Source organism: Streptomyces sp. NPDC028711, from assembly GCF_055565415.1.
Genome location: NZ_JBVHUJ010000002.1, coordinates 1109008 through 1135635, shown reverse-complemented (window position 1 = coordinate 1135635; position 26628 = coordinate 1109008). Strand labels below are relative to the sequence as shown.

At 72.7% G+C, this 26628-nt stretch carries 19 protein-coding genes and 2 pseudogenes; 12 read left to right on the top strand and 9 right to left on the bottom strand.

Features of this window, described 5'->3' with window-relative positions; translation table 11 throughout:
• The first annotated feature begins 103 nt into the window (after window positions 1–103).
• Both ACZ4VK_RS10840 and ACZ4VK_RS10835 read left to right on the top strand, forming a co-directional pair.
• Window positions 104–1624, top strand: coding sequence for an FAD-binding oxidoreductase (locus ACZ4VK_RS10840; RefSeq protein ID WP_468350675.1), 1521 nt, complete (start codon window positions 104–106; stop codon window positions 1622–1624).
• Window positions 1625–1783: 159 nt separating this feature from the next.
• Window positions 1784–1924: pseudogene (locus tag ACZ4VK_RS10835) on the top strand (peptidase inhibitor family I36 protein); the annotation flags it as partial.
• A 223-nt stretch (window positions 1925–2147) separates the two neighbouring features.
• Here ACZ4VK_RS10835 and ACZ4VK_RS10830 read toward each other — a convergent pair.
• Both ACZ4VK_RS10830 and ACZ4VK_RS10825 read right to left on the bottom strand, forming a co-directional pair.
• On the bottom strand, window positions 2148–2312 hold the full coding sequence (locus ACZ4VK_RS10830; RefSeq protein WP_468350846.1) for a hypothetical protein: 165 nt from the start codon (window positions 2310–2312) through the stop codon (window positions 2148–2150).
• A 1266-nt stretch (window positions 2313–3578) separates the two neighbouring features.
• Entirely contained in the window at window positions 3579–3788 is a 210-nt protein-coding gene (locus ACZ4VK_RS10825) for a hypothetical protein (protein WP_468350673.1), read from the bottom strand.
• Window positions 3789–4092: 304 nt separating this feature from the next.
• Here ACZ4VK_RS10825 and ACZ4VK_RS10820 point away from each other — a divergent pair, with 304 nt between their 5' ends.
• Window positions 4093–4458, top strand: coding sequence for a hypothetical protein (locus ACZ4VK_RS10820; protein ID WP_468350671.1), 366 nt, complete (start codon window positions 4093–4095; stop codon window positions 4456–4458).
• Between the two features lie 38 nt (window positions 4459–4496).
• On the opposite strand, the pseudogene ACZ4VK_RS10815 reads toward ACZ4VK_RS10820, so the two are convergent.
• A pseudogene (locus ACZ4VK_RS10815) lies at window positions 4497–4875 on the bottom strand (acyl-CoA dehydrogenase family protein); the annotation flags it as partial.
• A gap of 261 nt (window positions 4876–5136) precedes the next feature.
• Window positions 5137–6138 (bottom strand): helix-turn-helix transcriptional regulator, encoded by a 1002-nt coding sequence (locus ACZ4VK_RS10810; RefSeq protein ID WP_468350669.1) that lies wholly within the window; start codon window positions 6136–6138, stop codon window positions 5137–5139.
• A gap of 137 nt (window positions 6139–6275) precedes the next feature.
• On the opposite strand from ACZ4VK_RS10810, the gene ACZ4VK_RS10805 reads away from it, so the two are divergent.
• Window positions 6276–6671 (top strand): RidA family protein, encoded by a 396-nt coding sequence (locus ACZ4VK_RS10805; RefSeq protein WP_468350667.1) that lies wholly within the window; start codon window positions 6276–6278, stop codon window positions 6669–6671.
• Between the two features lie 2604 nt (window positions 6672–9275).
• Here ACZ4VK_RS10805 and ACZ4VK_RS10800 read toward each other — a convergent pair.
• Window positions 9276–10193 (bottom strand): NADP-dependent oxidoreductase, encoded by a 918-nt coding sequence (locus ACZ4VK_RS10800; protein ID WP_468350833.1) that lies wholly within the window; start codon window positions 10191–10193, stop codon window positions 9276–9278.
• 529 nt (window positions 10194–10722) lie between these two features.
• Window positions 10723–12036, bottom strand: a complete 1314-nt coding sequence (locus ACZ4VK_RS10795; RefSeq protein WP_468350666.1) for a preATP grasp domain-containing protein — start codon at window positions 12034–12036, stop codon at window positions 10723–10725.
• A 221-nt stretch (window positions 12037–12257) separates the two neighbouring features.
• Here ACZ4VK_RS10795 and ACZ4VK_RS10790 point away from each other — a divergent pair, with 221 nt between their 5' ends.
• The 8 genes from ACZ4VK_RS10790 to ACZ4VK_RS10755 all read left to right on the top strand — a co-directional run bounded on the left by ACZ4VK_RS10790 (window position 12258) and on the right by ACZ4VK_RS10755 (window position 21479).
• A complete protein-coding gene (locus tag ACZ4VK_RS10790; RefSeq protein ID WP_468350664.1) occupies window positions 12258–12368 on the top strand; it encodes a pheganomycin family RiPP precursor in 111 nt (36 codons plus the stop codon).
• Window positions 12369–12460: 92 nt separating this feature from the next.
• Complete coding sequence (locus tag ACZ4VK_RS10785) at window positions 12461–14431, top strand: RiPP maturation radical SAM C-methyltransferase (protein ID WP_468350662.1); 1971 nt, start codon at window positions 12461–12463, stop codon at window positions 14429–14431.
• Window positions 14432–14519: 88 nt separating this feature from the next.
• Window positions 14520–15695, top strand: coding sequence for a glycine amidinotransferase (locus ACZ4VK_RS10780; protein WP_468350660.1), 1176 nt, complete (start codon window positions 14520–14522; stop codon window positions 15693–15695).
• Window positions 15692–16774, top strand: coding sequence for a 3,5-dihydroxyphenylacetyl-CoA synthase DpgA (dpgA, locus tag ACZ4VK_RS10775; RefSeq protein ID WP_468350658.1), 1083 nt, complete (start codon window positions 15692–15694; stop codon window positions 16772–16774). The genes ACZ4VK_RS10780 and dpgA overlap by 4 nt, the downstream gene beginning before the upstream one ends.
• Window positions 16775–16827: 53 nt before the next feature.
• The gene (gene dpgB, locus ACZ4VK_RS10770) at window positions 16828–17601 is read left to right on the top strand and encodes an enoyl-CoA-hydratase DpgB (RefSeq protein ID WP_468350656.1); all 774 of its coding nucleotides are present in this window, start codon (window positions 16828–16830) and stop codon (window positions 17599–17601) included.
• A complete protein-coding gene (dpgC, locus tag ACZ4VK_RS10765; RefSeq protein ID WP_468350654.1) occupies window positions 17594–18955 on the top strand; it encodes a (3,5-dihydroxyphenyl)acetyl-CoA 1,2-dioxygenase DpgC in 1362 nt (453 codons plus the stop codon). Before dpgB ends, dpgC begins: the two co-directional genes overlap by 8 nt.
• On the top strand, window positions 18952–20277 hold the full coding sequence (locus ACZ4VK_RS10760; RefSeq protein WP_468350652.1) for an aminotransferase-like domain-containing protein: 1326 nt from the start codon (window positions 18952–18954) through the stop codon (window positions 20275–20277). The genes dpgC and ACZ4VK_RS10760 overlap by 4 nt, the downstream gene beginning before the upstream one ends.
• Window positions 20274–21479 carry a cytochrome P450 gene (locus tag ACZ4VK_RS10755; protein ID WP_468350650.1) on the top strand — a complete coding sequence of 402 codons (1206 nt, stop codon included), beginning with the start codon at window positions 20274–20276 and terminating at the stop codon, window positions 21477–21479. Before ACZ4VK_RS10760 ends, ACZ4VK_RS10755 begins: the two co-directional genes overlap by 4 nt.
• A gap of 31 nt (window positions 21480–21510) precedes the next feature.
• Here ACZ4VK_RS10755 and ACZ4VK_RS10750 read toward each other — a convergent pair whose 3' ends face one another.
• Genes ACZ4VK_RS10750 through ACZ4VK_RS10740 form a run of 3 tightly spaced genes read right to left on the bottom strand, consistent with a single transcriptional unit; the run spans window position 21511 to window position 26119 of the window.
• A complete protein-coding gene (locus ACZ4VK_RS10750) occupies window positions 21511–23340 on the bottom strand; it encodes an ABC transporter ATP-binding protein (protein WP_468350647.1) in 1830 nt (609 codons plus the stop codon).
• Window positions 23337–25046, bottom strand: a complete 1710-nt coding sequence (locus tag ACZ4VK_RS10745; protein WP_468350645.1) for an ABC transporter transmembrane domain-containing protein — start codon at window positions 25044–25046, stop codon at window positions 23337–23339. The genes ACZ4VK_RS10750 and ACZ4VK_RS10745 overlap by 4 nt, the downstream gene beginning before the upstream one ends.
• Complete coding sequence (locus tag ACZ4VK_RS10740; RefSeq protein ID WP_468350643.1) at window positions 25043–26119, bottom strand: methyltransferase; 1077 nt, start codon at window positions 26117–26119, stop codon at window positions 25043–25045. The genes ACZ4VK_RS10745 and ACZ4VK_RS10740 overlap by 4 nt, the downstream gene beginning before the upstream one ends.
• Between the last annotated feature and the right edge of the window lie 509 nt (window positions 26120–26628).

The following is a 26628-nucleotide window of genomic DNA, read 5'->3' as shown; positions in this document are numbered from 1 at the left end:
AGGCGTTCGGAGTGTCAGGGCAGGTCAGCGTGCCTGTGACGGCCCATGCTGGCGCGACACCCCGCGGGACCGGCCGGCGGGCAACGCTGGAGCGAGGTCCACCATGCCGCCCACTCGTCGAGCCGTTCTTCGCGCGGGTGCGCTCGCCGTCGGCGGGGTCGCTCTGTCTCTGGGGCAGGCCGGCCTGTCTGCTGCGGCCGTCGCGCCGTCCCGTACGGGGCAGGGGGCCGACCCGGCCGCGTGGCGGGAGCTGCGCGGGTGGCTGGGCCCGGCAGCTCGCCTGTACCGGCCCGGCGAGCAGGGCTACCCGTCCCAGGCGGCGGCCGACAACCAGCGGTACGCCGCGGTGCTTCCGGCGGGAGTCGTCGCGTGCGCCACCGAGAGCGACGTCCGGGCGGCGCTGCGGTGGTGCGCGAAGCACGGTGTGCCCTTCGCGCCCCGTTCCGGCGGCCACAACTACGCCGGCCACTCGACGACCACCGGTCTCGTCATCAGCCTGCGCGCGATGAAGCAGGTGGCACCGCGGGGACGCCGCCTCCACCTGGGCGGCGGTGCCACCAACTCCGACGTCTACGCGGCCCGCGACGCCGGCCTGTACTTCCCCGGCGGACGCTGCCCGGGCGTCGGCGTCGCCGGGCTGACCCTCGGCGGCGGGCTCGGCTTCAACGACCGCAAGTGGGGTCTGACCTGCGACCGCATGACCGAGACCCGTCTCGTGCTCGCCGACGGCACCCTCGTGCGCGCCACCGAGGCGGAGAACCCGGACCTGTTCTGGGCCTGCCGTGGCGGCGCGGGCGGCAACTTCGGCGTCAACACCTCCTTCACCTTCGATGCCGTCCCCGTCGGGTCGCTGCGCGCCACCGTCTTCGACCTCACCTTCGGCCTGGCGTCGGCCGTGGACGTGGTGCAGGAAGTGCAGGACATCCTCGCGGCCGACGGCACGGGCGACTTCGATGTCCGCGTCGGCTTCAAACCTGCCGGCAGCGGCGCGACAAGCCTGTGGGTACTGGGCCAGCGCCTCGGTGGCGAGGACAGGCTGCGCCGGCTCCTCGCGCCCCTGCTGGCGCTCCGGCCCACCCGTACCCTCATCGAGGAGCGCGGTTTCTGGGCTGCCCAGGACTACCTCATGGATACCCCTGGTGCGAAGGACTGCTACGCCTCGAAGTCTCTCGTCCCCGACACGTGGCTGAGCCCGGACACGGTGATGGACATCGCCGAGTGGGCCCGTGCCTGGCGCCCCGGCGCGGCGAAGGCGACGGGCTACGTGACGCTGTTCGCCATGGGCGGCACCGCTGACCGGCTCCGGCCCGACGATACGGCCTACCCTCACCGTGACGCCACCTACGTGATCGACATCGGCGCCCACTGGCAGCCGGGCACCCCGCAGAGCGCGGTGAACGACCTGCTCGCGCAGACCCGCGCCGTGCACCGGCGCCTGTGTCACCGCCTGGAAACCGACGCCGCCTACGTCAACTTCCCCGACCCCGACCTCGGCAACTGGCAGCGCGCCTACTACGGCGCGAACTACGACCGCCTGATCGAGGTCAAGCGCCGCTACGACCCCACTGGCCTCTTCCGGCACGCACAGTCTGTCACCGCGAGCCGCCACCCGAACCGGCCGTGACAGGCGTTCCCGACGAGGACGATGAGTTCGGGAGGCGTCCCGTTCCACTGATGGGTGATCTTGACGAATACAGGAGGTATCAGGGTTCTTGTCGGGGCAGCATCGGGATGCTCCTGACCGGGAGCACTGAGGAAAGGGATAATTCCTGATGTCGTAACCGTGTATGCCGACGTCGACTACAAGGGCAAGAGCGCCACGCTCGGTGCGGGACGCCACAAGCTGGACCCGTCCATGAACGACTGCATCTCCTCCGTCCGTGTGCCCGACGGGTGGAAGGTGACCCTCTACGAGCACGTGGACTTCAACGGCGCGCAGATCACCTGGAAGCCGACACCCCGAAGCTGGAAGGCGCCCTCCACGACCAGGCGCCCTCGCTCGTCATCACCAAGCGGGTCGGGGACGAATACCCCGACCACGTCTTCTCTATGGAAAACGGGGACGACTGGTTCTACTTCGAGGAATCAACCCAGCGCTCCTGACCCGTCCCTCCGCAAGGCAGAGATCCGCTGCCCTGGCCACTGCGCTACGGGCCGTCCCGATCCTCCCCTCCCCGTGAACACGAAAGAGGCAGGACGGCGACCTCCTCGATCATCGGCACCACGGAGAGCCACTCGACGCCCGCCGGGGGCATCAGCGCACGGCGGCGCAGGTCGAAATCCGGGTCCGCGAGGACGGCGTCACTCAGCATCCCGGTGAGCATCTGCCACATATAGGCGCGGGCGCGGCCGTCGCCCTGGAGCCCGCACGCCGCGATCTGCTCGACGTCGCCCCCTGACCTGCCAGGAGTCCGCCTGCCCGACCTCGAGGAACTGCGGGCCCGCGGCCTGGGTACACCCTCGCGGGACAGCCGTCGACCCGCCGGATCCTCGGAGGAGGAGCTCCGCCGAGCGACGACACACCTGGGCCCGTCGGCTGACGTCAGACCGACGGCCCGGCCGCCCCGGCGATCTCCAACAGGTCGTGCCCGGCAGCGGTGGCGAAGCCGCGGCGCAGGGCCGGGGAAGCAACCCCCTACCAGGTACAGCGATCTGGTGCCTGGCCGACGCCGCCGACCCGTCCGGCGACTGGCCTGGCCAGTTCGCGGACCTGTGAGAACCAATAGGTCCGACCGGGCTGGGCCAGGACCGCCAAAGTGAGACCGGCAGCGCGTTATCGTCGCCGCCCGAGTTGAGCATCAAGCGGGTGGCGGGCCCAGTCGCCCTGGCCCCGACGGCGACCCCGCTGCGGCCCGCGCGGTGCCGACACAGGCATCCCGATGCGCAGGGAGGGACTGCTCTCGGGATCGAAGTCCTCCTTACAGTTCCACCTCCAGCCCTGGGAGTTCCTGCTCTTCCCAGGGCAGCTCGGATCCAGAGATCAGGAAAGGCTGCGTGGGCTCGTACCGCCGGGCCCGCCCATCCCGCTGGAGGAACCTCTTCCCCGTCACCTGGCGAACGAGCAGCCTCGGGAGCGGGGGCTGCGCTTCGAACCACGGGGCGCACGATGCCCGGGTGGTGGAGCAGCTCGCCGAGCAACAGGCCCCCAGCGCCTACAAGCCCGTCCAGAAGGCCGCTGAGGGCCAGGCGGGCCGGGCCGGGCCGGGCCGGGCCGGGCCGGGCCGGGCCGGGCCGGGCCGGGCCGGGCCGGGGAGAACGGGTCCGGCGGTCCGTCGGCGTTCGCGCGGAAGCGGTAGGCCCGCCTCGCATCCTTGACGTGCCTGAGTGGAGTGACGAGCACGCCGTGGAAACCCGTACTCGGCGAGGACGCGCTGTGAAGGGCACCCCGGCCGTCCTGTGCACGTCGAGGAGGGGCGGATGCCTGACGTGGATTCGGGCCGTTCCGGCTGGTCGGTGCGAGCTATCGCGTGATGCGTCCGCGGATGGCGAGTACGGCGAGGCCGAGCAGGACGGGTTCGGCCAGGCGGGAGGCCATTTTCGGTGGAGGTGCCGGCGGTGGTGAGATCCTGGCCGGAGGATCAGAAGATCACCGAGTTGATCACCCCGCGCAGGCCTTTCCCGAAGCGTTTGGTGGACAGACGCTCGTGGAGGGCGTCGGTGGGGTTGGCCGGGTCGGGCTTCTCGATGGGCAGGCGAACGTGTCGGCCGGTCACGGTGCCGACGGTCTGCGGTTTCCAGGTGTCGGCGGGCAGGCCCCAGAGCATCATCACCAGCAGGGTGCCGGTCATCGCGAGCAGCAGCCACGGCGTGGGTGGCGCGTAGTCCGTATCCCGAAAGTGCCCAGTACGCGGCGGGGAGCGTCGTTCTGCGCGCGGCCGGTAGCGATGGTGACGGCGCATCTTCGTCTCGCCGTGGTAGAAGTCCGCCGAAGGCGCTGGTGCCGCCCGCCCGTCGTACGGCACCCTCGCCCGCCGTGTCCCGGACAGGGCCGTGCCTGTCCGGGACAGCGGCCGTCCCTTGCCCCAGCGCCCGCCTCGCCCGGACGCTGAATCGCAGCCCTCCCCACCGATGGACCGACGAAGGGATACGCCCATGTCCGCACCGCCCGTCGCCGCCCGCATCGCCCTGGCGGCACTGCTGTTCGCCGCGCCGGCCGCCGTGGCCGCTCCGGCCCAGGCGGCGGCCCAGGCCGCCGACTGCCCGTGGTACCAGGGCGCGCCGCCGAGCAACCTGAACCCGTACAGCAGCACGGACTACGCCGCCGGCAGCGCACCCATCCGGGTCGGCCCCTACGGTGCCTGCACCGCCGTCTCCACCAAGCCGTCCGGGACGGCGATCACGGTGAACTGCTACATCACCAACAGCTACGGCAACACCTGGTCGTACGTCCGCGGCAGCGGCTGGGTCTACGACGGGAACCTGCGCAGCGGCGGCTCCACGTACCCTTGCCGTTTCTGATCCTTCTCCCGACCCCTCTCCGGCTCCCGTCGTGGCGGCTTGGGCAGGTCCAGCGTCTGATGGGGCACGGCGTTCAGGATCATCTCGCTGCTGACGGGGGATGCGGGCGACGCGGGCGGTTGTGATGAGACGGGTGAGGCCGAACTCGTGGGTGAGGCCGTTGCCGCCGAGGGTGTGGACGGCCCTGGTCGACGGCCCTGACGCACGCCCAGGCGGCCCGCGTGCTCGGCCATGTCGGCCGCCTCGCCCGCACCCGCGTCGTCGCCCGCGTCGTACAGCGCGGCGGGTTTGCGCATCATCAGGCGGGCCGGCTCGAGTTCGATGCGGGCCTGCGCCAGGGGTGGGCGATGGCCTGTGGGCGCAGAGCGGGGCCTTCCAGACCTGGCGCTCCCTGGCGTGCTTCACCGCGGCCCTCGCTTCCTTCGACAGGCCCGGCAGGATGGGCGGGCGACGCGAGGCGCTGGGCCCGGCTCGCCGCCGGTTGCAGGACGGGCGGCCTCCACCACCTGCAGCAGCTCCTCCGGTTCACAGTTCGTACGCGGCGAGCGCGGCGAAATAAGCGCGAGGAGCTGGGCCCGGCGCGACGGGCGCGGGCCGGCCGGGGACGCGACGCAGGGGCACGCCCTCTCAACGGCTCGGAGACGTCGGCCGGTACGGGGGGGGCAGGGCGGGGGCTGGTCACCACCAGGGCGCGCCGTCGTCGTCCCGCCGGATCTCGCGGTAGCGGGTGGCGATCGCGGCGGCGCGGTTGTGCAGGGCAGTGCGCAGCGACTGCGGGGCCAGGGCTTCCGCGTCCGTGCTCAGCTGCCACAGCGACCATTCGGCGTGCCGTGCGTCCTGGAACGTCACCTCCAGCCGCAGCCGGCCGTCCGTGTCCGGTTCTTCCGCGCGGACGGCCAGCGCGGTGTCCAGCAGTTCCTCCCGCCGCGCCGGGTCCACCCGTACCAGCACGGTGATGTGGTCACCGCCGGAGAGAAACCGCGCGGAGCGCTCCCGCCAGATCCGGTCCAGGTCGACCCGGTCGGGCCGTTGAGCCGTTTCGGGAAGTTCCTCGGCCGCCAGCACCCTCGACAGCCGGTAGGTGCGGTCCTCGCCAGCTCGCGTGGCCAGCAGATAAGCCCGGTCGCGTACCGTGACCAGGCCGATCGGGTCCACCGTGCGCCACCGTGGCGCCTGGCCGGTGGCCGCGTACCGGATACGCAGTCTGTGTCCCGCGAGCACGGCACGCCTCACCACGGTCATCGTCGTACCGGGCACCTCGTCCGTGACCAGCCGGCGTGAGAGCAGATCGGTCTCCGGGTCGACGAGAAAACGCTGGGCCGCGTCACTCGCGGAGGCCCGATGGCCTTCCGGCAGCGCGTCGACCACCTTCCGCATCGCCGAAGCAAGCACCGAACCGAGACCGAACACCCGCTCGCCCCGCCCCGAACCGGCGGTCAGCAGAGCGAGGGCCTCGTCGTGGTTCAGGCCGATCAGCTCGGTCCTAAACCCCGGCAGCAACGCGAAACCACCATGCCTGCCGCGCTCGGCGTAGACCGGAACACCGGCCGCCGACAGCGCCTCGATGTCACGCAGCACCGTGCGGGTGGACACCTCCAGCTCACGGGCCAGCACATCCGCCGTCAGCCGGCCACGCTGACGCAGCAGGAGCACCAGGGAAACCAACCGGTCCGCACGCATACGCGAACCCTAACGAAATACCTGACAGTGGGTGTCGTGATTCGACGACAGGGTCGGTGCCACGACGTCAAAGACCGACGGCCACCTGGCTGTCGGACGTACGTCCTCCTGACGGAACGAATGGAGCTGAAGTGGCAGTGGAACGAACTGCGGTCAACCCGGTGACCTGGTCGAAGGAGCTGGGGTTCAACCAAGGTGAACTCGTCTCCGGGCACACACGGACCCTGTACATCTCGGGCCAGACCGCGATGAGCGCGGACGGCGAGCCCCGGCACGACGGTGACATGGCGGCGCAGCTGGCGCTGAGCGTCGACAATCTGGAGGCCGTGCTCGCCGCAGCCGGGATGTCTCTCGCGAACCTCGTCCGGCTCAACGTCTACACGACCGACGTCGATGTCCTGTTCCGGCACTACGGCGTGCTGGCGGCGCGGCTGGGTGCCGTGGGGGTGGCACCGGCCTCCACGATGCTCGGGGTGACACGCCTGGCGATCCCCGGCCAGATGGTCGAGCTCGAAGGGACCGCTGTCGCGTGAGGTGAGCTTGCCGGGCCCTGCTGCCCGTGGCCGTTACATCGGTGAGCGGCAGGCGGATGGGGGGACTCCGGGGGCTTCCCGTGCCGGGGCCCGGGCCGGGGCCGGGGCCGGGGCCGGGGCCGGGGCCGGGGAGTACCCGGGCCGGGGAGGACCCGGGCCGGGGCCGGGGCCGGGCCTTCCGTCGTGCCGGACCGGGGCGGTACCGGACCGGGGCGGTACCGGACCGGGGCGGTACCGGACCGGGGCGGTACCGGACCGGGGGTGAAACCGGACCGCGCACGCGCTTGATCGAGGGGCGATCCGTCCTGCCGCCGGCGCACCTCGACCGGACCCTCGGCCCCTGCCGGATACTCCGCCACTCGGCCGCTGCCGGATCCTCGGATGGAATACCCGCCCGGCCCGAAGCCCTGCCCCCCCCCGGCGAAGTCCTCGACCTCAGTGCGAGCTTCTCCGGCCTCACTGAACCTTCACCGAGCCCGCGGAAGTGTGACCGCTCGCCGCCGGCCGGCCGACCCGACACGCGAGCTGCCCGGCGGGACGGTCAGGGATGGTGGCGGGGTGCTCCGTCGAACAGGGGGATGAAAGGACCGCCCTCCGTACCCGACAACGAGACAAACCGACACCACCATCCCTCGGAGCAGCTCCACCAACCCGGCCACAACCCCTGCCCCCGCCCCCGTCCCCACAGGACAGCACCGCAGGACCGAGACCGAGCACCCGGGCCGCCGGTCACGTCGCACGCGCCGAGATCGAGATCGGGCAGTTCCGCCCGTACTCGCCGGCGACCAGCCGCAGTTCCTCGGCCGATCGGCCGGCAGCGGCCCACCACCACCGTGTCACCGGACACAAACGCACCAACTCCCCCAGGGCTGTGGACGGTCACGGATTTCCCCACCCCGAACGTCACGTAACCGGCTCGGCCTCGCTGTCCCGGCTCACGTACACCACCGGCCGCTCCCCGCCGCCCCCGCCGCCCTGGCAGCGGAGCAGAAAGCGTCCCGCGAGCCCGCTCCCTCTCACAGCCCCGACCGGGGCGCGGAAGCGAGGCCGGCCCCGCCCCCGAGGCGTGAGAGGACGGGGCTGCCGCCGCCGAGGTCCGGGGTGACGATCGCGACCAGGACGCGGGGCGTCTCGAGTGCGGACCGGGCGGCATACAGCTCGGTCCGGACCAGCGCGAGGCGGTCGCCGTCCGCGCGCCGGCCAGGCGCAGCTCCTCGCGGACGAACCAGGGGGTGGAACCCTCGAACTGGACCTGCTACTCCCCGGAGTCCTCGGACCTGTTCCCAGGGGTCCACGGTTCAGGCGGGTACGCGTCCCGCGGCCTGGGATCCGTGGACGCTACGAGTCCAGCCATCCGTGAGAGCCGGTCCCAGTACGCCGGGCTGTCACCATCACCAACGGTGATGAGGATCCGGTCGAGTTGGGACCCACGCCCATGCAGGACCCTGTAACGCCACTCGTCCACAGTGCCGGAATCGGCCAGCCAGGTATGCACACACCCGGCGATGTCCGCATCGACCATGACCAGGTCGAAACCCGCTCGGTCAGCACCGGCAAGGCCAGGCGGGAAGGGGACCGAACGGTGTGCCTCGTACAGTGGCGTCACAGCGGCTATCGGATCAGCGCTGTCGCTCATCCTCCTGATCATCAACCAAGCCGACCGAAAACCATACGCCTTTCAGGAGCTCGCCTTCGGTCTCCGCAGTGCCAGGGCTGACTGGGGATCGGGCGTTTGAGAGCAGCCAGAGCCGTACCTCGCACTCGACGAAGACCGCGTAACAGTCACCCGCCTCTTCCCGCTCACGTGCGAGCCGTGCCCTCGTCGGGGCCTTGGGAGAGCAGCGTCCCGCGCGGGTCCGAGCAGAGTTCCGAGGACGGCTGGGACGACGGCACCGTATCCGCGTTCGCCACCGTTTTGCTGCGTCTGGCCGGCCAGGCCGCCGCCCGGCGCGGCCGGTGCCGGTGCCGGTGCCCACCGGTCCTCCCACCGTCAGCAGTCCGGCGCCACGGCACCTGAAGCATCGGTGCAGGGTCAGGCCCCGGCGTTCGGCATTGCAGGAGGTCCTGGAGGTGACACGGCAGTGCACGTGGCCCTGACCCGCCCGCGTCCGCTTTCTCTTCCCCGGCGCGTCGGAGGGGGTCACGCTCGTGGCCCTGGGCGCCATACGCGTGGACGAGCGTGACGAGTCCGTGCAGCGTCCTCAGGAATTCGCCGGGTGGCACCGTGTGTGTCCGGTGGGGAGGGTGCGTTCGTACGGGCCGGGCAGCGCACCCGCCGAGTAGGGCCGGTACCTGGTGGCCGGCCCGCCCGAGGATGTGCCACTCGTCGAGTGGAGGCAGGAGAGCGCCCTGTTGCTCCCACGCAGCCGGTGGCAGGACGCGCAGGAGGCCGGCAGGTGCCGATCGGCCGATTCCTGCGAGGGATTCGCCTTGCCCGGAGCGGCGCGCTTGAACGTGGCGGCGGATACTCCCGGTTGAGGCTCGGCCTGCCGGCCGGACGTCTGCGCGTGGGCTGTGAGGGAGCCCCGGGGGCGCGCGGGATTGCGCCGGGCCGGTGCGGGAGCCCAGACTCAGGCACCGGCCACCCCGGCCGTCGGGCCGGCTTCAGATTTCGATGACGATCTTCCCTGACGAATGGCCTTCCTGGCTGAGCGCGAAAGCCGCTTTCAGCTCGGAGAGCGGGAACGTCGCAGCCACATCGACCACGAGCCGGCCTTCGTCCGCGAGCCCGCCCAGAACTGTGAGGTCCTCGCCGGACGGCCTGACCCACATCCACTCACCGCCCGCACCGAGCACGGTGTGATCGGCGACGGAAGCATGCCGCCCGCCTTCGGCCAGGACCGCCACGGTGGTGTCAAGGACTCCACCCACGAAGTCAGCCACGACGGTGACCCCGTCCGGGGCCAGCGCGCGGACGCGTTCGGTCAGCCCGTCCCCGTAGGTGACGGGCTCACAGCCGAACCCCCGCAACCGCTCGTGATTGCGCGGGGAGGCGGTACCGATGACCCGCGCACCGAGCGTCCGGGCGAGCTGGACGCCGAAGGACCCGACACCGCCGGCCGCACCGTGCACAAGGACGGTGTCACCAGCGGCCGTACCCAGACGCGTGAGGAGCTGGTAGGCGGTCAGACCGGCCAGCGGCAGCCCGGCGGCCTGCGCCCAGTTCAACGAGGCCGGCTTGGCGGCGAGAGCGCGTACGGGCACACTGACGTACTCCGCGAACGTACCGCCGTGCACGTAGTCCTTACGGGCGTAGGCCATTACCTCATCGCCCACCGCGAACTCAGGCACGTCGATACCGACCCTGTCGACAATACCGCTGACATCCCAGCCCGGGACCACCGGGTGAACGACGTCCATCAGGCCGTCGAGCCCACCCGCCATGATCTTCCAATCAACCGGGTTGACCGCGCCACACCGAACCTTCACAAGAACCTCTCCAGGAGCGACCTTCGGCAGCGGCAACCGGGTCTCACGGAGCACCTCTGTCCCACCGTAGGTTTCATACGCCATCGCCCTCATGGTGTCCTCGGACATCCCCGCTCCCTTTCCCTGTGCAGTTCGTACCGTTCGCTGCGCCGTTTCATCTGAGCACGGCCCGTCCCTGACACGCCGAACGACTCGCTCGCACCCGGCGAGTGACTCTGACAGGGATACCGACGCCGCCCGGGCCGAAGTCCCCAGGCTTCGGGACGCTCTGAACGCTTCGCGGTCCCCCTCATCCCGGGGGTGGTCAGTGTGTTCGTTCGTCCTCCCCGGCGGCGTCCCCGCCGTCGCCCCCGCCGCCCCGACCTTCACCCGCGCAGGCGGAAAAGGGACGCCTTCCGCCTGGACGGCCTCCCGTTCACATGGAGACCCGCAGGCAAGGGGCAGCGGGGCTTGTCGGGGCACGGGGCCGACAGCACACAGGCATGGCAAACGGCATCGACGAGACACTCGACAGCACCGCACGGATTACCGGCCAGGCCGAACCCTGATCATTCACAGTGCGAGATCCACTTTTGGCACGCGGCCTGGTGAGGGCTCTGACACCCCGGGCTGCGGGGCGTGGTCAGGAGGTGGTGGTGAAGAGCCGGCCGATCTGTTCCTCGCGGTGGAGGGCCGCCTCGACGGTGTCGTCCGCGAAGCAGAGCATGACGCCCTTGCGGCCCGGGTGGTAGGCGGCCAGGATGATCGCGCCCCGGCGGGTGGCCGGGTCGTAGGCGTGGCCGGACTCGCGGAGCCGGGTGAGGGCGTCGGTGAAGGAGGGCACCTCCCAGTGCCGGGGCCACACCCGCTCCAGCAGGATGCGGTCGGTGCCGAAGCCCGGTCCGACGACCCGTTTGCCGACGATCTCGTAGATGTGGGTGGAGCCGGTGGCGCGGCCGTTGTACTCGGTGAAGAGGACGTCCCCCTCCGGGGTCACGACGGCGTCCGCGCTGAGGATGCCGCGGTAGCCGACCGCGCGTAGCCCCTCCGAGATGCGGTGTCCGCCGTCCAGCAGCACGTCGAGCTGGTGCGCGGTCAGGTCCGGGGCGGGCATCACCTGGGCGTTGGGAAAGGGGCGGTACTGCATCTCGCCGTGCCCGCCGAGCCGGATGCCCGCGTCGGAGATCCAGTATTCGGCGAAGTAGGCGCGGCTGCCGGGGTGGTAGCGCTCGACGACGACCCGGTCGCGGCCTCCGACGGTCAGCCAGTCCCAGCGCTCGGCGAGGTACGCGGAGACCGCCGCGCGGTCGGGAAGTGCGCGCACGTCGCGTGCGCCGCGCAGGTCCACGTCGCCGGTGCGGCCGAGGATCTCGTTGCCGTCGCTGCCCGAGCCGAAGTCCTGCTTGAGGATGACGGGGCTGCCGCCGTCCAGCAAGCGGACGATGTGCTCCTCCGCGCGCCGTGGATCGGCGCAGACCGCGCCGTCCGGGAGGGGGGCGCCCACGCCGGCGGCCAAGGCCCGGAAGACGGCCTTGCTGCTGCCGAGGAGGCCGCCGCTCTGTGTGAGAAAGGCGTGCCCTTCGAGGGCTCCGGGGCAGCCCAGGGCGTCGGCGGCGGCGGCGATGGCGGCGTCGGGCCACAGGGCGAAGACCTCGTCGACGGGCCGGCCGGCGGTCCTCTTTCGCAGCTCGGCGATGAGGGTGGGGTCGGTGAGCCGGTCCGCGGTGAGGGCGCCGGTGCCGGTGCGGCCGGGCGGCGGGACGACCACGTGCAGGGACTCGCGGCGGGTGCCGGTCAGGGAGGTGACGTAGGAGAGGAACTCCTCCTCGGGCGGGACGGGCAGGACGAGGACGTCGCCGTCGCGGGCGAACCACAGCAGGCGCTGCACGGCCCAGCCGGTTCCGGCCGGTTCCTCCAGCTCCTCGCTCCAGTCGTTTCCGATGAGCAGTCGCAGCATCCGGCAATACTCCCTGTGATCGCAGTGCCATTTCCGGCGCCGGCGAAGGAATCCCGCCCGGGTGGACCGGTCAATTGTGAAAAGCGGCCGGAGACGGCGTCAAGAGCGCCTCTTCCGCCTCGTTCCGGTGGCCGGTTCTCCATCTTGTTCCCCGCTGGAGGGGTTCCTACGATCGTTCACCGACGGAATTTCATGTCCGGATATGAGGCAGGAGGTGAACCATGGAGCGTGAAATCCTCTGGACCGAGATCGAGGACGCCGATGCCGCGGAGATCGTCTCGAACAGCAATGTGAAGGACACGATCGTCTCGGCCAGCAACGTCAAGGACTGACCCGAGCCACGGACCGACCAGTGCGCGACCCGGGTCCTTCCCCGCCCGCCGGGGAGGGGTCCGGCCTGCCGGAGCGGACGTACGGAGGAATCGTGTCAGTCGGTGCCGAGTTGAAACTGATCGACCAGTCCCTGTTCCCGCCGGACTGCGTCCCGGCGCGGCCGCTGCGGATCGGGCTGGTGAACATGCCGTGGGCGCGCACCGACACCCCCTCCATCCAGTGCGGGCTGCTCCAGGCCGCGCTCCGCTCCTTCGGCCACGACGCGCGGAGCGTCTATCCGAACCTGGAGCTGGCCGCCCAGCTGGGAACGGACCTCTACGAGATCATCACCGAAGCCCCTTCCGAGCGGGTCCACCTTTTCGGCGAATGGCTCTTCGGGACGGCGGCCTTCGGGGTGACCGAGGACGTGGAGGATTACCGGCTGCGTTTCCCCGAAGTGGCCGAAATGTGTGCCGAAGCGGGGGCGGACTGGGACGCCGTGGCTGATTTGCGGTGCCGTCGGCTGCCCGCGTGGATCGACGAACTCGCCGCCCGCGACATCTGGTCGGAACTCGACATCGTCGGATTCACGTCGACTTTCATCCAGAACGTCGCCGCGCTGGCGCTGGCACGCCGCCTGAAGGAAGCGCGCCCCGATCTGATGATCGTGTTCGGCGGCGCGAACTACGACGGCGACATGGGGCCGGAGTATCTGAGGAATTTCGACTTCATCGACTACGTGGTCGTCGGCGAGGGCGATGTGACACTCCCCCGGCTGGCGGCGGCCGTGGCGCGCGGCGCCGACCCCGCCGTGCTCCCGGGGGTCTGCGGCCGCACCCCCGACGGCCGGGTCACCACCCCCTCCCCCGGCACCCGCACCCGGGACATGGACCAGCTGCCGGTACCGGACTACGACGACTACTTCACCGCCCTTGAGGCCCTCGGCCGGGACCGGGTGATCGGCCGGAACACGCAGCGGCTGCTGGTGGAGTTCTCCCGGGGCTGCTGGTGGGGCGCGAAGCACCACTGCACCTTCTGCGGGCTGAACGCGCTGGGCATGCAGTACCGGGCCAAGTCCCCGGCGCGGGCGCTGTCGGAGCTGGAGGAGCTGATGCGCCGGCACCGGGTCCTCGCGGTCGACGCCGTCGACAACATCCTCGACATGGCCTATCTCGACACCTTCTGCGCCGGCCTGCGCGGGTCCCCGTGGGACACCGCCCTGTTCTTCGAGGTGAAGGCGAACCTGACCCGGGACCAGGTGCGTCTGCTGGCCGAGGCCGGGGTGTGGAAGATCCAGCCGGGCCTGGAGAGCCTCAGCACCCACGTCCTCGGGCTCATGCGGAAGGGCTCCTCGCGGCTCCTCAACATCCGGCTGCTCAAGTGGGCCCACTACTACGGCGTCCGCGTCGACTGGAACCTCCTCGCCGGCTTCCCCGGCGAGACCGACGAGGACTACGCCGACCAGGCCGCCCTGGTGCCCCTGCTGACCCATCTGGAGCCGCCCGCCGGCGTCGGACGGATCTGGCTGGAGCGGTTCAGCCCGTACTTCACCGACCCGTCCTTCGGGATGGGCGAGATCACGCCGAAGAGTGCCTACCGGCTGGCGTTCCCGGTCCCCGGTCTTGACCACAGCCGCATCGCGTACTTCTTCGACTACCGGGCGCCGCACGTCGCCTCCCCTGACGCCGTCGCCGAGCTCGCCAAGGCCGTGGAGGCATGGGGGCGGGAATGGGCCTCCGCGGACCGGCCCACCCTCACCTACCGGCGCGGGCCGGACTGGCTGACCCTGTTCGACACGCGGGGCGGTCGGCGCCGCAAGACCACCCTCGCCGGGTGGCGGGCGCGGGCGTACGAGCTGTGCGGCGACGCCCCGCGCAGCGCCGCCCGGATCCACCGGGAGCTGGGCGCCTCGGACGGCGGGACCGTGGAGCGGGCGGAGGTCGAGAAGTTCCTCGCCTCCTGCGTCGCGCACGGGATCTGCCTGGAGGAGGACGGCAAGTACCTCTCCCTGGCGCTGCCGCTCCGGTCCGGACTGCCCGCACTGCCCGGCCGTCCGGCAGAGCGCGCGGGCGGGGGCCGGTGAGCGGGCGCGGGCAGGGTGCGGCAGCCCGGTCCGGGCCGGTCGGAGTCGCCGACCGGCGGGGTACTTCAAGCGATCGATGGAGCTCACGATGACGCTGAACAGCTTCGACGAATGGTCCCCGCTGAAGGAGGTGGTCGTCGGCTCGGCGGCGAACTACACCTCTCATGAGCGGGAGTTGTCCTTCGACCTCTTCTTCCACGACAACATCGCCGGCGACAACTCCACGCGGTCCGAGTGGTATTACCCGCGGCTCACGGTCGGCGGGGCCGGTGAGGGGGACGCCGCTCGGGACGGCGCCCGCCGCGGCCGAGTTCCCATCAAACAGCGCTACGTGGACGAACTCGTCGAGGACCTCGAGGGCATCGCGGCGGCCCTGACCGGCCTCGGGGTCACCGTGCTCCGGCCGATGGCTCTCGACCCCGGCACCAGCGAGGTCCGCACGCCCGCCTGGTCCGCCTCCGTCGTCCCGCCGCTCAACATCCGCGACAACACTCTGATCCTCGGCGACGAGATCATCGAGACGCCGCCCATGATCCGCTCCCGCTACTTCGAGACCCAGTTCCTCACCCCTGTGTTCCAGCGGTACTTCGCGCAGGGCGCCCGCTGGACGGTGATGCCCCGCCCCCTGATGACGGACGCGTCGTTCGACCTCGACTACGCCCGCGAGAGCACGATCGGCGGTCCGACCGAGCCCATCGGCGCACCCAGCCCCTCCCCCTACGACGTCGGCATCGAGATGATGTTCGACGGAGCGCAGGTCCTGCGGCTCGGCCGCGACCTCGTGGTCAACATATCCACCGCGCACCACGCCCTGGCCTGCGACTGGCTGGAGCGGCACGTGGGCGACCGGTTCCGGATCCATCGCGTGCACCGGCTCAGCGACAGCCACATCGACAGCATGGTCCTGGCTCTGCGGCCCGGCACCCTGCTCGTGCGATCGGAGGCCGTCGCCGAGAAGCTGCCCGAAGCGCTGCGGAAGTGGGACCGGATCGTCGCGCCCGCCCCGGAGAGCGACAACTTCCCCCGCTACGAGGACGAGGACCTGGTGCTGACCAGCCCGTTCATCGACCTCAACGTGCTGTCCGCCGGCCCGGACACCGTGCTGGTCAACGAGGCCTGTCCGGAGCTGTCGCGGACGCTGGAGAAGCACGGGTTCACGGCCGTCCCGGTCCGGCACCGGCACCGGCGGCTGTTCGGCGGAGGCTTCCACTGCTTCACGCTGGACACGGTGCGCGAAGGCGGGTTGGAGGACTACCTCGGATGACCCTGCCGGACACGGGGGCCGCTGCCCGGCTCGTCGGGGTCGGCACCGCCGTCCCCGACGCCAGCTACAGCCAGCACGAGCTGCTCGACGTGCTGGCCGTCACGGACCCCCGGGTCCGCTCGCTCTTCCTGAACAGCGCGATCGAGCGGCGCGGCCTGACCCTGCCCGCCGCCGGCCCCGACGGCTCCCGGGTGGTGGAGTCGCAGGGCGAACTCCTGCGCAAGCACACCCAGCAGGGCCTGCTCCTTGGACGGCGGGCGATCGAGAACTGCCTCGCCGACACCGGAGCGCGGCTGTCGGACGTGCGCCACCTGTGCTGTGTGACGTCCACCGGCTTCCTGACCCCCGGGTTCTCCGCCCTGCTCATCAAGGAGATGGGCATCGACGTCGGCTGCTCGCGCCTCGACGTCGTCGGCATGGGCTGCAACGCCGGTCTCAACGCCCTGGGCGCGGTCACCGGCTGGGCCCGCACGCACCCCGGCGAGCTGGCTCTGCTGGTGTGCGTGGAGGTGTGCTCCGCGGCGTACGTCTTCGACGGCACGATGCGCTCGTCCGTCGTCAACAGCCTCTTCGGAGACGGCGCGGCGGCAGTCGCCGTCACCGCCTCGGACGGCGGGCAGGACGCGGGCGGGGTGCTGTCGCCGGCCCTGCTGCGGTTCTCCAGCCGGATCATCCCCGACGCCGTCGACGCGATGCGCTACGAATGGGACGAGGGGCACGGCAAGTTCAGCTTCTGGCTGGACCCGCAGATCCCGTACGTCGTCGGCGCCCACGCGGAGGGGGCGCTCGAGCGGCTGCTGCACGGCACGGGGCTGCTGGCCTCGGACATCGACCACTGGGTGGTGCACTCCGGGGGCAAGAAGGTCGTGGACTCCGTCCGGGTCAACCTGGGGCTGACCCGGCACGACGTACGGCACACCACCGGGGTGCTGCGCGACCACGGCAACCTGTCGAGCGGCTCCTTCCTCTTCTCCTACCAGCGCCTGGCGTCCGAGGACTCGGTCCGCCCGGGCGACCTGGGGGTGCTGATGACGATGGGGCCCGGCTCGACGATCGAGATGGCGCTGGCGCGGTGGTGACCCGCACCCCGGGCCGCACGGCGGGCAGCGGCGCGACGACGAAGGGAACTGCGATGCGGACGCACGACACGCTGCCGCCTGCGGAGGGCGAACCGGCGGACGGCACGGCGAGGGCCGTGCACGACGGCCCCGCGGAAGGGCTGTGCACCATCCTGCACCTGGACGCCCGGCAGCCGCTGCCCGAGCTGACCGCCGCCGTCACCGGCGCCTGCGACCGGGCCGAGGGGCGGGACGACGGCTCGGTGGTCCTCCTGCGGCTGCCGGACGCGCCCGCCGGAGCGCGCGCCTGGCCGGGGCCCGTGGACATCCAGCAGATCAACCGCTGGGAGCGGGCCGTGCGGAGGCTGGAGCGGCTGCCCGCGCTGAGCATCGCCGTCGCCTCCGGGGCGTGCGGCGGGCCCGCCCTCGACCTGCTGCTTGTGAGTGACTACCGGATCGGCTCACCGGACCTGCGGCTCCTCGCGCCGGTCAACGACGGCCACTTCTGGCCGGGGATGGCCGTCCACCGGATATCCCGGCAGCTCGGGGCGGCCCGCGCCCGGCAGATCGTCCTGTGGGGTGACGACATCGACGCCGGGCGCGCCCGCGACCTGGGCCTGATCGACCAGCTCGCGGACGATACCGAGGAGGCCGCGCACACGGCAGCCGTGCTGATGGGCCGGATCTCCGACCGGGAGCTCGCGATCCGCCGGCAGCTCCTCCTTGAGGCTCAGAGCCTGGAGTTCGACGAGGCCCTCGGCCCCCACCTGGCCGCCTGCGACCGCGAACTGCGCCGCCTGGCCGCCGCCGCGGAGCCGGGCGACACGGCGGGAGGGCCGGGTGAGTGAGCGGGCGGGCCGCCGGGAGACGGGCATCCCGGCCGGCGGCCCCGGCTCCCCCGCCTTCTGCGGCGACCTCGCCGCCGACGCCCGGCTCCTCGCCCGGCACGCCGCCGACATCGAGTGGAGGCTCGCCCTCCTGCCGCCCCGCCCCGACCGCACCGGCACCCAGGCGGAGCGGGCGGCAGGCCTCCACGAGGTCTGCCGGGCGGCCCGGCACGCCTTCCTCGCGCGCCACGCCGACGCCGTCTACGACGAGCTCACCGCCGGGCGGACGCGGCGGCCCCGGCTCCCCGACCTGGCCGCGGAGGCCGCCGTACGCTTTCCCGGGCTCGTGCCGGACGCCGGCCAGCTCGCCGAGGAGCACGGTCGCCTCCAGGCGCACAAGGAGGGCCGCGAGATCGACCAGGGCATCTTCTTCGGGGCCCTGCTGCGCTCTTCCACGGCGGGCACACACCTGATCGAGAGCATGCTGCGGCCCGCACCGGGCTCGGCCGACCGCCTCGCGGAGTTCTTGCGCACGGACCGGCTGGAGCTTCCCGCCGTGCTGCTCGAGCGCCGTGGCGAGGCGGCCCATGTCACCTTCCGCAACGGCCACTGCCTCAACGCCGAGGACAACCGGCTCATCGCCGACCTCGAAACCGCGGTCGACGTGGCCCTCCTCGACGACCGCGTGCGCGTCGGCGTCCTGCGCGGCGGACCCGTGACCCATCCCCGCCACGCCGGGAAGCGGATCTTCAGCGCGGGCATCAACCTCAAGGAGCTGCGTTCGGGTGCGATCTCGTTCGTGGAGTTCCTCCTCGGCCGGGAGCTCGGCTACGTCAACAAGCTGGCCCGTGGCCTGCTGTGCGAGGATCCGGCGGCCGGCGGCGCCCCGGCGGGCAAGCCCTGGGTGGGCGTCGTCGACTCGTTCGCCATCGGCGGCGGCATGCAGCTCCTGCTCGTCCTGGACCGCGTGATCGCCGAGGAGGGCTCCTTCCTGAGCCTGCCCGCCGCCGACGAGGGCATCGTCCCGGGTCTGGGGAACCTGCGGCTCACCCGGCTCACCGGAGCCCGCACGGCCCGGCAGATCATCCTCTCCGGCCGCCGCATCCACACCGCCGACCCGGCGGCGTCCCTGCTGGTCGACGAGGTGCTGCCCGCCGCCGCGCTCGACGGGGCCGTCGAACGCGCCGTACGCGAGCTGGCAGGCCCGGCCGTGGCCGCCAACCGGGCCATGCTGACGCTGGCCGAGGAGCCCCTGGAGTTGCTGCGCGGCTACCTGGCGGAGTTCGCGGTCGTCCAGGCCCGCCGTATCTACAGTCCCGACGTGCTGGCCAAGACCGAGCGCCACGGGGCACGTTCCGGACGGGCCCCGGCATGACCGTCCTTGCCCGCGAGGGGCTGCACGCCTCGCTCCAGGACCCGGTGCTTGAGTCGATCGGCTTCCTCAACGAGATCATGGGCCGCTACCCGGACGCCCTCTCCTTCGCCCCCGGGGCCCCGCACCCCGCGCCGTACGAAGGGCTGGACACCGCCCGCTACCTGGACCGCTTCACCGCCCACGCGGCCGCGGCGGGCCTCGGGGCGGACCGGGCGGCCCGGCTGCTCTACGAGTACGGGCCCGCCCGCGGCCTGATCAACGAGATCGTGGCCGACGCCCTACGCCGCGACCAGGGCATCGACGCCGCCCCCGAGGCGCTGGTGATCACCGTCGGCGCGCAGGAGGCGATGTTCCTCGTGCTGCGTGCCCTGATCGCCTCCCCGAAGGACCTGCTGGCCGTCTCCGACCCATGCTTCGTGGGCATCACCAGCGCCGCCAGCCTGCTCGGCGCCGGGGTGGTCCCCGTCCCGGAGGACGCCGACGGCCTCGACGTCGACGCGTTGGCCGAGGCGTGCCGAGCGGCCCGCCGCTCCGGCCGCCACATCCGGGCGTGCTACGTCGCCCCCGACTACTCCAACCCGGGCGGCACCCGCATGGCGGCCGGGCGGCGGCCGCGGCTGCTGGAGCTGGCCGGGCGGGAGGACTTCCTCGTCCTGGAGGACAACGCGTACGGCTTCACCGCTCCCCCGGGCGCCGAACTGCCCGCCCTGAAGGCCCTGGACAGCGGGCGGCGGGTCGTGCACATCGGCACGTTCGCGAAGGTGTGCTTCCCCGGGGCGCGCGTCGGCTACGTCGTCGCCGACCAGTCCGTCTCCACCGCCGGCGGGGCCGCGGCCGTCCCGCTCGCCGCGGAACTGGCGCGGCTGAAGACCGCCGTCACGGTCAACACCTCCCCGGTGTGCCAGGCGCTGATCGCCGGGATGCTGCTTGAGCACGGCGGCTCGCTCGCCGAACTGAGCCGGGGCAGGTCCGTGCTGTACCGGCGCAACCTCGCCCGCCTGCTGCGGGCACTGGACCGCGAGGGCGCGGCCGGACTGCCGGACGGGGTGGAGTGGAACCGCCCCGGCGGCGGGTTCTTCGTGCGGATGCGGCTGCCCGTGCCTGCGGACGCCGGGCTCCTTGAGGCGTCCGCGGCCGGGTACGGCGTGCTGTGGACGCCGATGGCCGCCTTCCACCCTGGCGGCGGGGGCACCCACACGCTGCGGCTGTCGTGCAGCTACCTGGACCCGGAGGAGATCGACGAGGGCGTGCGGCGGCTCGGGTCCTTCCTGAGGGAGCACGCCCGCCCGCGGGCCGGGGCCGGGGCCGGGGCCGGGTCGTGAGCGGCGGCCGGAGTGTTCCCGTCCATCCCACCGCCCGCGACCGGAGCCGCCCGTTCGACCCGCCCCCGGAGCTCGCGGCGCTGCGCGCGCGGGGCCCGGTCAGCCGCCTGCGCTACCCCGACGGCCACATCGGATGGCTCGTCACCGGCTACGAGGCGGCCCGCCGGGTGCTCGCCGACCCCCGCTTCAGCGCGCGCTCGGAGCTCAAGCGGGTGCCGGTGGCCCGGCCGGGGACGGACCCGTTCTACGGCAGCCCCGCCCTGCCGGGCTGGCTCGTCGACATGGACGCACCCCATCACACGCGGCTGCGCAGGCACCTCATGGGCTGGTTCACCGCCCGCCGTACGCGCGCCCTGGCGCCCCGCATCGAGGAGATCGTCGGCGAACACCTGGAGGCGATGGCCGCCCTCGGCGGCCGGGCCGACCTCGTCGAGCGGTTCGCGCTGCCCGTCCCCTCTCTGGTGATCTGCGAGCTGCTCGGCGTGCCGTACGGCGAGCGCGCCTCCTTCCAGCGCAACAGCGCCACCCTCTTCAGGATCGACGCGACCGCCGCCGAGGCCTCGGCGGCGATGGCCGAACTGGACGCCTTCCTCACCGGCCTGGCCCGACACCGGCGCCGGGCGCCGGGCGACGACCTGTTGAGCGCGCTCGCCGCCGGGGGCGACCTGTCCACCGCCGAAGTCGCCGGCGTGGGCGCCCTCCTGCTGTCGGCGGGGCACGAGACGACGGCCGGCTCCCTCGGGCTGGGCACCTTCGCGCTGCTGTCCCACCCCGCCCAGGCGGCCCGGCTGGCCGGCGATGCGTCCCTGGCCGGGAACGCGGTGGAGGAGCTGCTGCGGTACCTGACCATCTTCCACTTCGGGGTGCCCCGCTCCCCGCTGGAGGACGTCGTGCTGGAGGGGCACTTGCTGCGCGCCGGGGAGTCCGTCACGGTCTCGCTGTCCGCGGCGAACCGCGATCCGGCGCGCTTCGCCGACCCCGACCGCCTCGACCTCGCCCGCCCCGCCTCCGGCCACCTCGCCTTCGGCCACGGGGCGCACCAGTGCATCGGCCAGCACCTGGCCCGCACGGAGATGCGGATCGCGTTCCCCGCGCTGTTCGCGCGCTTCCCCGGGCTGAAGCTGGCCGTGCCGCCATCGGAGGTGCCGCTGGGAGAGGACATGGGCTTCTACGGGGTGCACCGGCTACCCGTGGCCTGGTGAAGGGCCCCGTACCCGTCGGCGCTGCGCCGCCTCACCCGTGCCAGGACTTCCACAGCCGGGCGTACGCCCCGCCGCGGCCCACCAGTTCGTGGTGGGTACCGCTCTCGGTGATCCGGCCGTCCTCCAGCACCACCACCCGGTCGGCGTCGTGGGCGGTGTGCAGCCGGTGGGCGATGGAGACGACCGTGCCGCCGAGCAGCCCGGCCAGGGCCCGTTCCACCGTGCGCGCGGTGTGCGGGTCGAGCAGGGCGGTCGCCTCGTCGAAGACGACGACCGGCGGGTCGAGCAGCAGCAGCCGGGCCAGGGCCAGCTGCTGGGCGCGGGTCGGGGGCAGCTCGGCGGCCCCGGAGCCGACCTCGTGGTCCAGGCCCAGCGCCGACGCCCACTCCCAGGCGGAGACGGCCCGCAGCGCGCGCTCCAGGTCCGCGGGGCTCGCGTCGGGGCGGGCGACGAGCAGGTTGTCGGCCAGAGTGCCGCGGAACACGTGGTACTCCTGGGTGACCAGGATGACGCCTCGGCGGAGTTCGTCCGGCGGCAGCTCCGTCAGGGGCACGCCGCCCAGGCGGACGGTGCCCCGGCCGGGGGAGTCGATCCCGGCGAGGAGGCGGCCGAGCGTGGACTTGCCGGCCCCGGAGGGGCCCACGACGGCCAGCCGCTCTCCGGGCCGTACGTGCAGGTCGACGCCGCGCAGGCTCTCCTGCCGCTCCCGGTAGGCGAAGTGGACGCCCCGTACGTCGATCGCGCCGTCGCGGGGGGCGGGTCGCCGGGCCGTGTCCGGGCCGGTCCGGCCGGGGGCGTCCGCGGCTGCGGTGTCCGGGGCTGCGTCGCGGACGCCGAGGATGCGGGCCATGGAGGCGCCGCCGACCTGGAGTTCGTCCATCCAGTACAGCATGGTGTCGACGGGCCCGATCACCTGCTGGACGTACAGGGTGGCGGCGGTGACGGCGGCCAGGCCGACCAGCCCCTCGATGTACATGAGCCCGCCGATGACCAGGGTGGCGGCCACCGGCAGGATGTAGCCGGTGTCGGCGATCGGCAGGTAGGTGCTGCGCAGGTTCAGGGTGTGCCGTTCGGCCGCGTACGAGGAGGCGATGTCCGCGTCGGTGCGGCGGCGGCGCCGCCCCTGGAACCGGAGCGCCTCCACCGTGCGGGCGCCCGCGACGGTCTCGCCGAGGGTGTCGGTGAGGCGGGCGTACGCGGAGTTGGAGCGCAGGTAGCCGGCGCGGGCCCGCCGCAGGTACCAGCGGGTCGACAGCCACAGCACGGGGACGGCCACCAGACAGGGCAGGACCAGCAGCGGGTCGGTCAGGCAGACGGCGCCGATGGTCAGGGCGATGGTGGTGCCTGCCACGAGGGTGTCGGGGACGGCCCGCTGGACGGTGAAGGCGAGGACGTCGACGTCCCGGGTGGTCCGGGTGACGAGCTCGCCCGTCCCGGCCCGCTCGACGGCGGGGGTGGGCAGGGACAGCACCCGGTCGACGAACTCCTCGCGCAGCTCGGCCAGTACGGTCTCACCGAGCCGGAGGGAGGCCAACCGTGCGAAGCGGGTGAGGACCGCCTGAAGGACGACCGCGGCGCAGATCGCGAGGGCGACCGGGGTGACGGCGAGCGTGCCGTGCGCGGCATCCTCGACGATCCGGCCGAGGAGCTGGGGTGCGGCCAGCGCGGCGACGCAGGCCAGCGCGTGCAGGGCCAGGGAGCCGGCCAGGGGGCCGCGGTGCCTGAGCATGGTCCGCCGGGCGTGCGCGCGGACCTCCCGGGGGGAGGCGACGGGCAGCCGATCGGCGGGTGGGGCGCCGGGGACGGCGTCGCCGTCGGCTCCGGGGTCCGGGGCCGTGGGGGCGGGGGCGGGGGCGGTCATGCCAGGACCTCCCGGGTGACGACGGCACGGTAGTCGGGGTCCGCGAGGAGGGTCCGGTGGCGCCCTTCGGCGACGGCCTTGCCGTCCTTGACGAACACCACCGAGTCGGCGCGGTCCAGGACGATCGGGCTGGTGGTGAAGACGACGGTGGTCCGGTCCGCGCGGTACGGGCCGAGGTTCCGGGCGACCCGGCCCTCGGTGTGGGCGTCGAGGGCGTTCGTCGGCTCGACGAGGACGAGCAGCTGTGGGTCGGCCAGCAGGGCGCGGGCCAGGCGCAGCCGCTGCTGCTGCCCACCGGAGAACTCGCGTCCGCCGGTGGTCTCGTGGGCGAGCCCGTCGGGGAGGGCGTCGACGACGTCGCGGGCGGAGGCCGCGTCCAGGGCGCGCAGGACGGCGTCGGCGGGCCGGCGGCCGTCGCGGGGGTCGAGCTCGGCGCCGAGCCGCCCGGCGAAGAGGGCGGCGTCGTTGTCGGCGAGGAGGGCGTGGCGACGTACGTCGTCGGTGCGGTGGGCGGACAGGGGGGTGTCGCCGAGCAGGACCGCGGAGTCGGTGTAGCCGGAGAGCCGTTCCGCGAGGGTGCGGGCGTCCCCTTCCGTGCCGCACACGACGGCGAGGAACCGGCCGGGCGGGACGGTCAGCCCGGAGTCCGGGTCGTGCAGCGGGAGGCCGTCCGCGCCGTCGTCGAGCGGGCGGGTGCCGCCGGGCCGTTCCCGTTCCAGGCGCAGGAAGTCCAGGACGCGGCCGGCGGCGACGTGGGCGCGGGTCAGCTGGTCGAGCATGGCGGTGACCTGCCCGAGCTGGTCGGTGAGGAAGACGGCGTATCCGTAGAAGGCGACGAGCAGGCCCGGTTCGAGGCGGCCGGTGCTCACCTGGTGCGCGCCGAGCCAGACGATGGCGACCAGCAGCGCGCCGGGCAGCAGGACGCGCAGGAAGGCGATGTCGGCGACGGTGGCCGCGACCCGGATGCCCTCGGCGCGCACGGACTGGGAGCCCTCGCGGTAGCGGCGGCCGTAGGTCTTCTCGCCGCCGAAGCCTCGCAGGACGCGCAGCCCGTCGATGATGTCGACCGACAGGTCGGTGAGGGCCCCCTGCTGCTCGCGCAGCCGCTGCTGGCGGCCGTGCAGCACGCGCATCAGCCGGGTGACGGCGGCGGCGATCAGCGGGACGCCGACCAGCACGAGCAGTCCCAACTGCCAGGACGTGACCAGCATGAACACGGCGGCGAACAGGATCGAGGCGACCGCGCCGCTGCCGCGCGCCGTGCCCTCCAAGGCGGTGCCGAGGTGCCCGACGTCCGAGGCGCTGACGCTGACGACGGAGCCGGTGGAGGCCCGCCGGGGCAGGTCCGCGCCGAGATCGGCGGCGTGGCGGACGACGAGCTGGGTGGTCCCGTACACGGCACCGAACCGGTTCGTGGTCGACGCCCGGTCGCGCAGCATGCCGATGACGGCCTGCAGGACCCCGAGGACGAGGACCGCACCGCCCCACAGCAGCAGCGCGTCCCGGTCGCGCTGGAGCACCCCGCGGTCGATGCCGAGGGCGACGGCCGCCGGCACCAGCGCCTGGGCGAGTGTGCACAGCACGCCGAACACGGTGGCCAGGACGAGGCTGCCGCGGTGGCGGGTGGCCAGCCACACCAGGAAGCGGACCGGGGAGCCGGTGGCGGGTGCCCCCGGGTCGGCGGCGGGGAACCGGCCGCGGGTCACGGCTTGGTGCCGATGGTCAGACCGTGCTCGTAGGGGTAGCCGGTGAGCGTGCGTACGGCGTCGAAGCCCGCCCGGCGCATCCACTCCTCGTAGTCGCGGGCCGGGTAGGCCATGCCCTGGCCGCTGGCGAGCACGTTGAGGTAGAGGGAGAGGCGTGCGGAGTACCAGCCGCGGGTCTCGTCGTCGGAGGCGTTGTAGCCGTAGACGAACACCCTCCCGCCGGAGGGGAGGACGGCGTGCGCCTTCGTCAGCAGCTCCGTGATCTGCTCGGCGGAGAAGATCTCCAGGACGTGGCTGAAGAGGACGGCGTCCGCGCCGGCCGGGAAGGGGTCGGTGAAGAGGTCGCCGGGGTGCAGCCGGATGCGGTCGGCAGCCTCGGAGTTGGCGTCGGCTGCCAGCTGCGCGACGGACGGGATGTCGAAGACGGTCGAGCGCATGCCGGGGTGGCGGGCGAGCAGCCGGGCGCTGGTGGTGCCGTCGCCGCCGCCGATGTCGAGTAAGTGCCGTACGGTGGCGAACTCCTCGGTCTCGACCAGCGCGTCGAGGCTCTTGAGGGTGAATGCGCTCATGCTGCGGTGGAAGACCGCCTCCCGCTTCGGGTCGTGCGCCAGGCGGCGGTAGAGCGTCGGCTCGTCGCCGGGGAGCGCGTCGAGCGCGGTGTTGGTGCCGGCTGCGAGGGCCTCGCTCATGCGGGAGAAGGCGGGGTAGTAGATCTCCCGCCAGCCGGTGAGGATGTGGCGCCAGCTGTCGGGGCCGTCGGGTACGAGGAGTTCCGTGGCGGCCGGCGCGTTGTGGTAGCCGCCGTCGGGGTGGCGCTCCAGCAGGCCGGTGGTGCACACGGCGTGGAGCAGGACCCGGAGGGAGTGGGCGGGTACACCGGCTGCCGCGCGCAGCTCCTCGAAGGAGGCGCCGGGGTGGGCGGAGAGATGGCCGAAGACGTCCCATTCGAGAGCGGTGACGACGGCGTTGAAGAGGGCCGGGGCGTTCACGAGGAAGTGGAACCGCTCGGCGACCGGATCGACGGCGGGGACGTCCGGGGCGGCACCGGCGGGAGGCGGGGCCTGTGAGGGCACGGAGGGCGGATCGGGCTGGCCGGGCCGGTCGCGCGGGCCGGGCGGGGTCGGTCGTGCGGGTGGTGCCGTGTCGGCAGACGAATTCAACGTCGCACCTCTCGTCAGCGGATCGGCGCGGCCCGCTCACGGGGGCACCGCAGCCGATTACAAGATCACGATCACGCCCTGGCATGCTGGCACACCCCCCAGAGCCCTGCAAGAACACGCAACACAATCCGGCCGCCCACGAACACCCCCCGGCCCGCCGCGCGGGGCCCACCAGCAGCGCCCGTTGCGCCTCGCGGAGCTGCTGGCGGAGGCGGGGGCAGGTGGACAAGGCGATCGGCCTGCTCGCGCCCAGGCAGTCGTCAGCACGACTCGGTCGTCGGCGTCGGCGTCGGCGTCGGCGTCGGCGTCGGCGTCGGCGTCGGCGTCGGGTGATCAGACGCCGTGTCCTGGCTTACCGGCCACCGTCGACTCAACCGTCGATACGAACCCCACCCCCGCAGTTACCTCGCCTTCCTCCGCCC

Excerpts from the sequence above, each read along its gene's own strand:
- ACZ4VK_RS10790 (WP_468350664.1), top strand. The coding sequence starts at position 12,258 with ATGGAGCGTGAAATCCTCTGGACCGAGATCGAGGACGCCGATGCCGCG.
- ACZ4VK_RS10780 (WP_468350660.1), top strand. The coding sequence starts at position 14,520 with ATGACGCTGAACAGCTTCGACGAATGGTCCCCGCTGAAGGAGGTGGTC.
- dpgB (WP_468350656.1), top strand. The coding sequence starts at position 16,828 with ATGCGGACGCACGACACGCTGCCGCCTGCGGAGGGCGAACCGGCGGAC.
- ACZ4VK_RS10795 (WP_468350666.1), bottom strand. The coding sequence starts at position 12,036 with ATGCTGCGACTGCTCATCGGAAACGACTGGAGCGAGGAGCTGGAGGAA.
- ACZ4VK_RS10825 (WP_468350673.1), bottom strand. The coding sequence starts at position 3,788 with ATGACCGGCACCCTGCTGGTGATGATGCTCTGGGGCCTGCCCGCCGAC.
- ACZ4VK_RS10750 (WP_468350647.1), bottom strand. The coding sequence starts at position 23,340 with ATGACCGCCCCCGCCCCCGCCCCCACGGCCCCGGACCCCGGAGCCGAC.
- ACZ4VK_RS10840 (WP_468350675.1), top strand. The coding sequence starts at position 104 with ATGCCGCCCACTCGTCGAGCCGTTCTTCGCGCGGGTGCGCTCGCCGTC.
- dpgA (WP_468350658.1), top strand. The coding sequence starts at position 15,692 with ATGACCCTGCCGGACACGGGGGCCGCTGCCCGGCTCGTCGGGGTCGGC.
- ACZ4VK_RS10800 (WP_468350833.1), bottom strand. The coding sequence starts at position 10,193 with ATGAGGGCGATGGCGTATGAAACCTACGGTGGGACAGAGGTGCTCCGT.
- ACZ4VK_RS10820 (WP_468350671.1), top strand. The coding sequence starts at position 4,093 with ATGTCCGCACCGCCCGTCGCCGCCCGCATCGCCCTGGCGGCACTGCTG.
- ACZ4VK_RS10760 (WP_468350652.1), top strand. The coding sequence starts at position 18,952 with ATGACCGTCCTTGCCCGCGAGGGGCTGCACGCCTCGCTCCAGGACCCG.
- ACZ4VK_RS10810 (WP_468350669.1), bottom strand. The coding sequence starts at position 6,138 with ATGCGTGCGGACCGGTTGGTTTCCCTGGTGCTCCTGCTGCGTCAGCGT.
- ACZ4VK_RS10830 (WP_468350846.1), bottom strand. The coding sequence starts at position 2,312 with ATGCTGAGTGACGCCGTCCTCGCGGACCCGGATTTCGACCTGCGCCGC.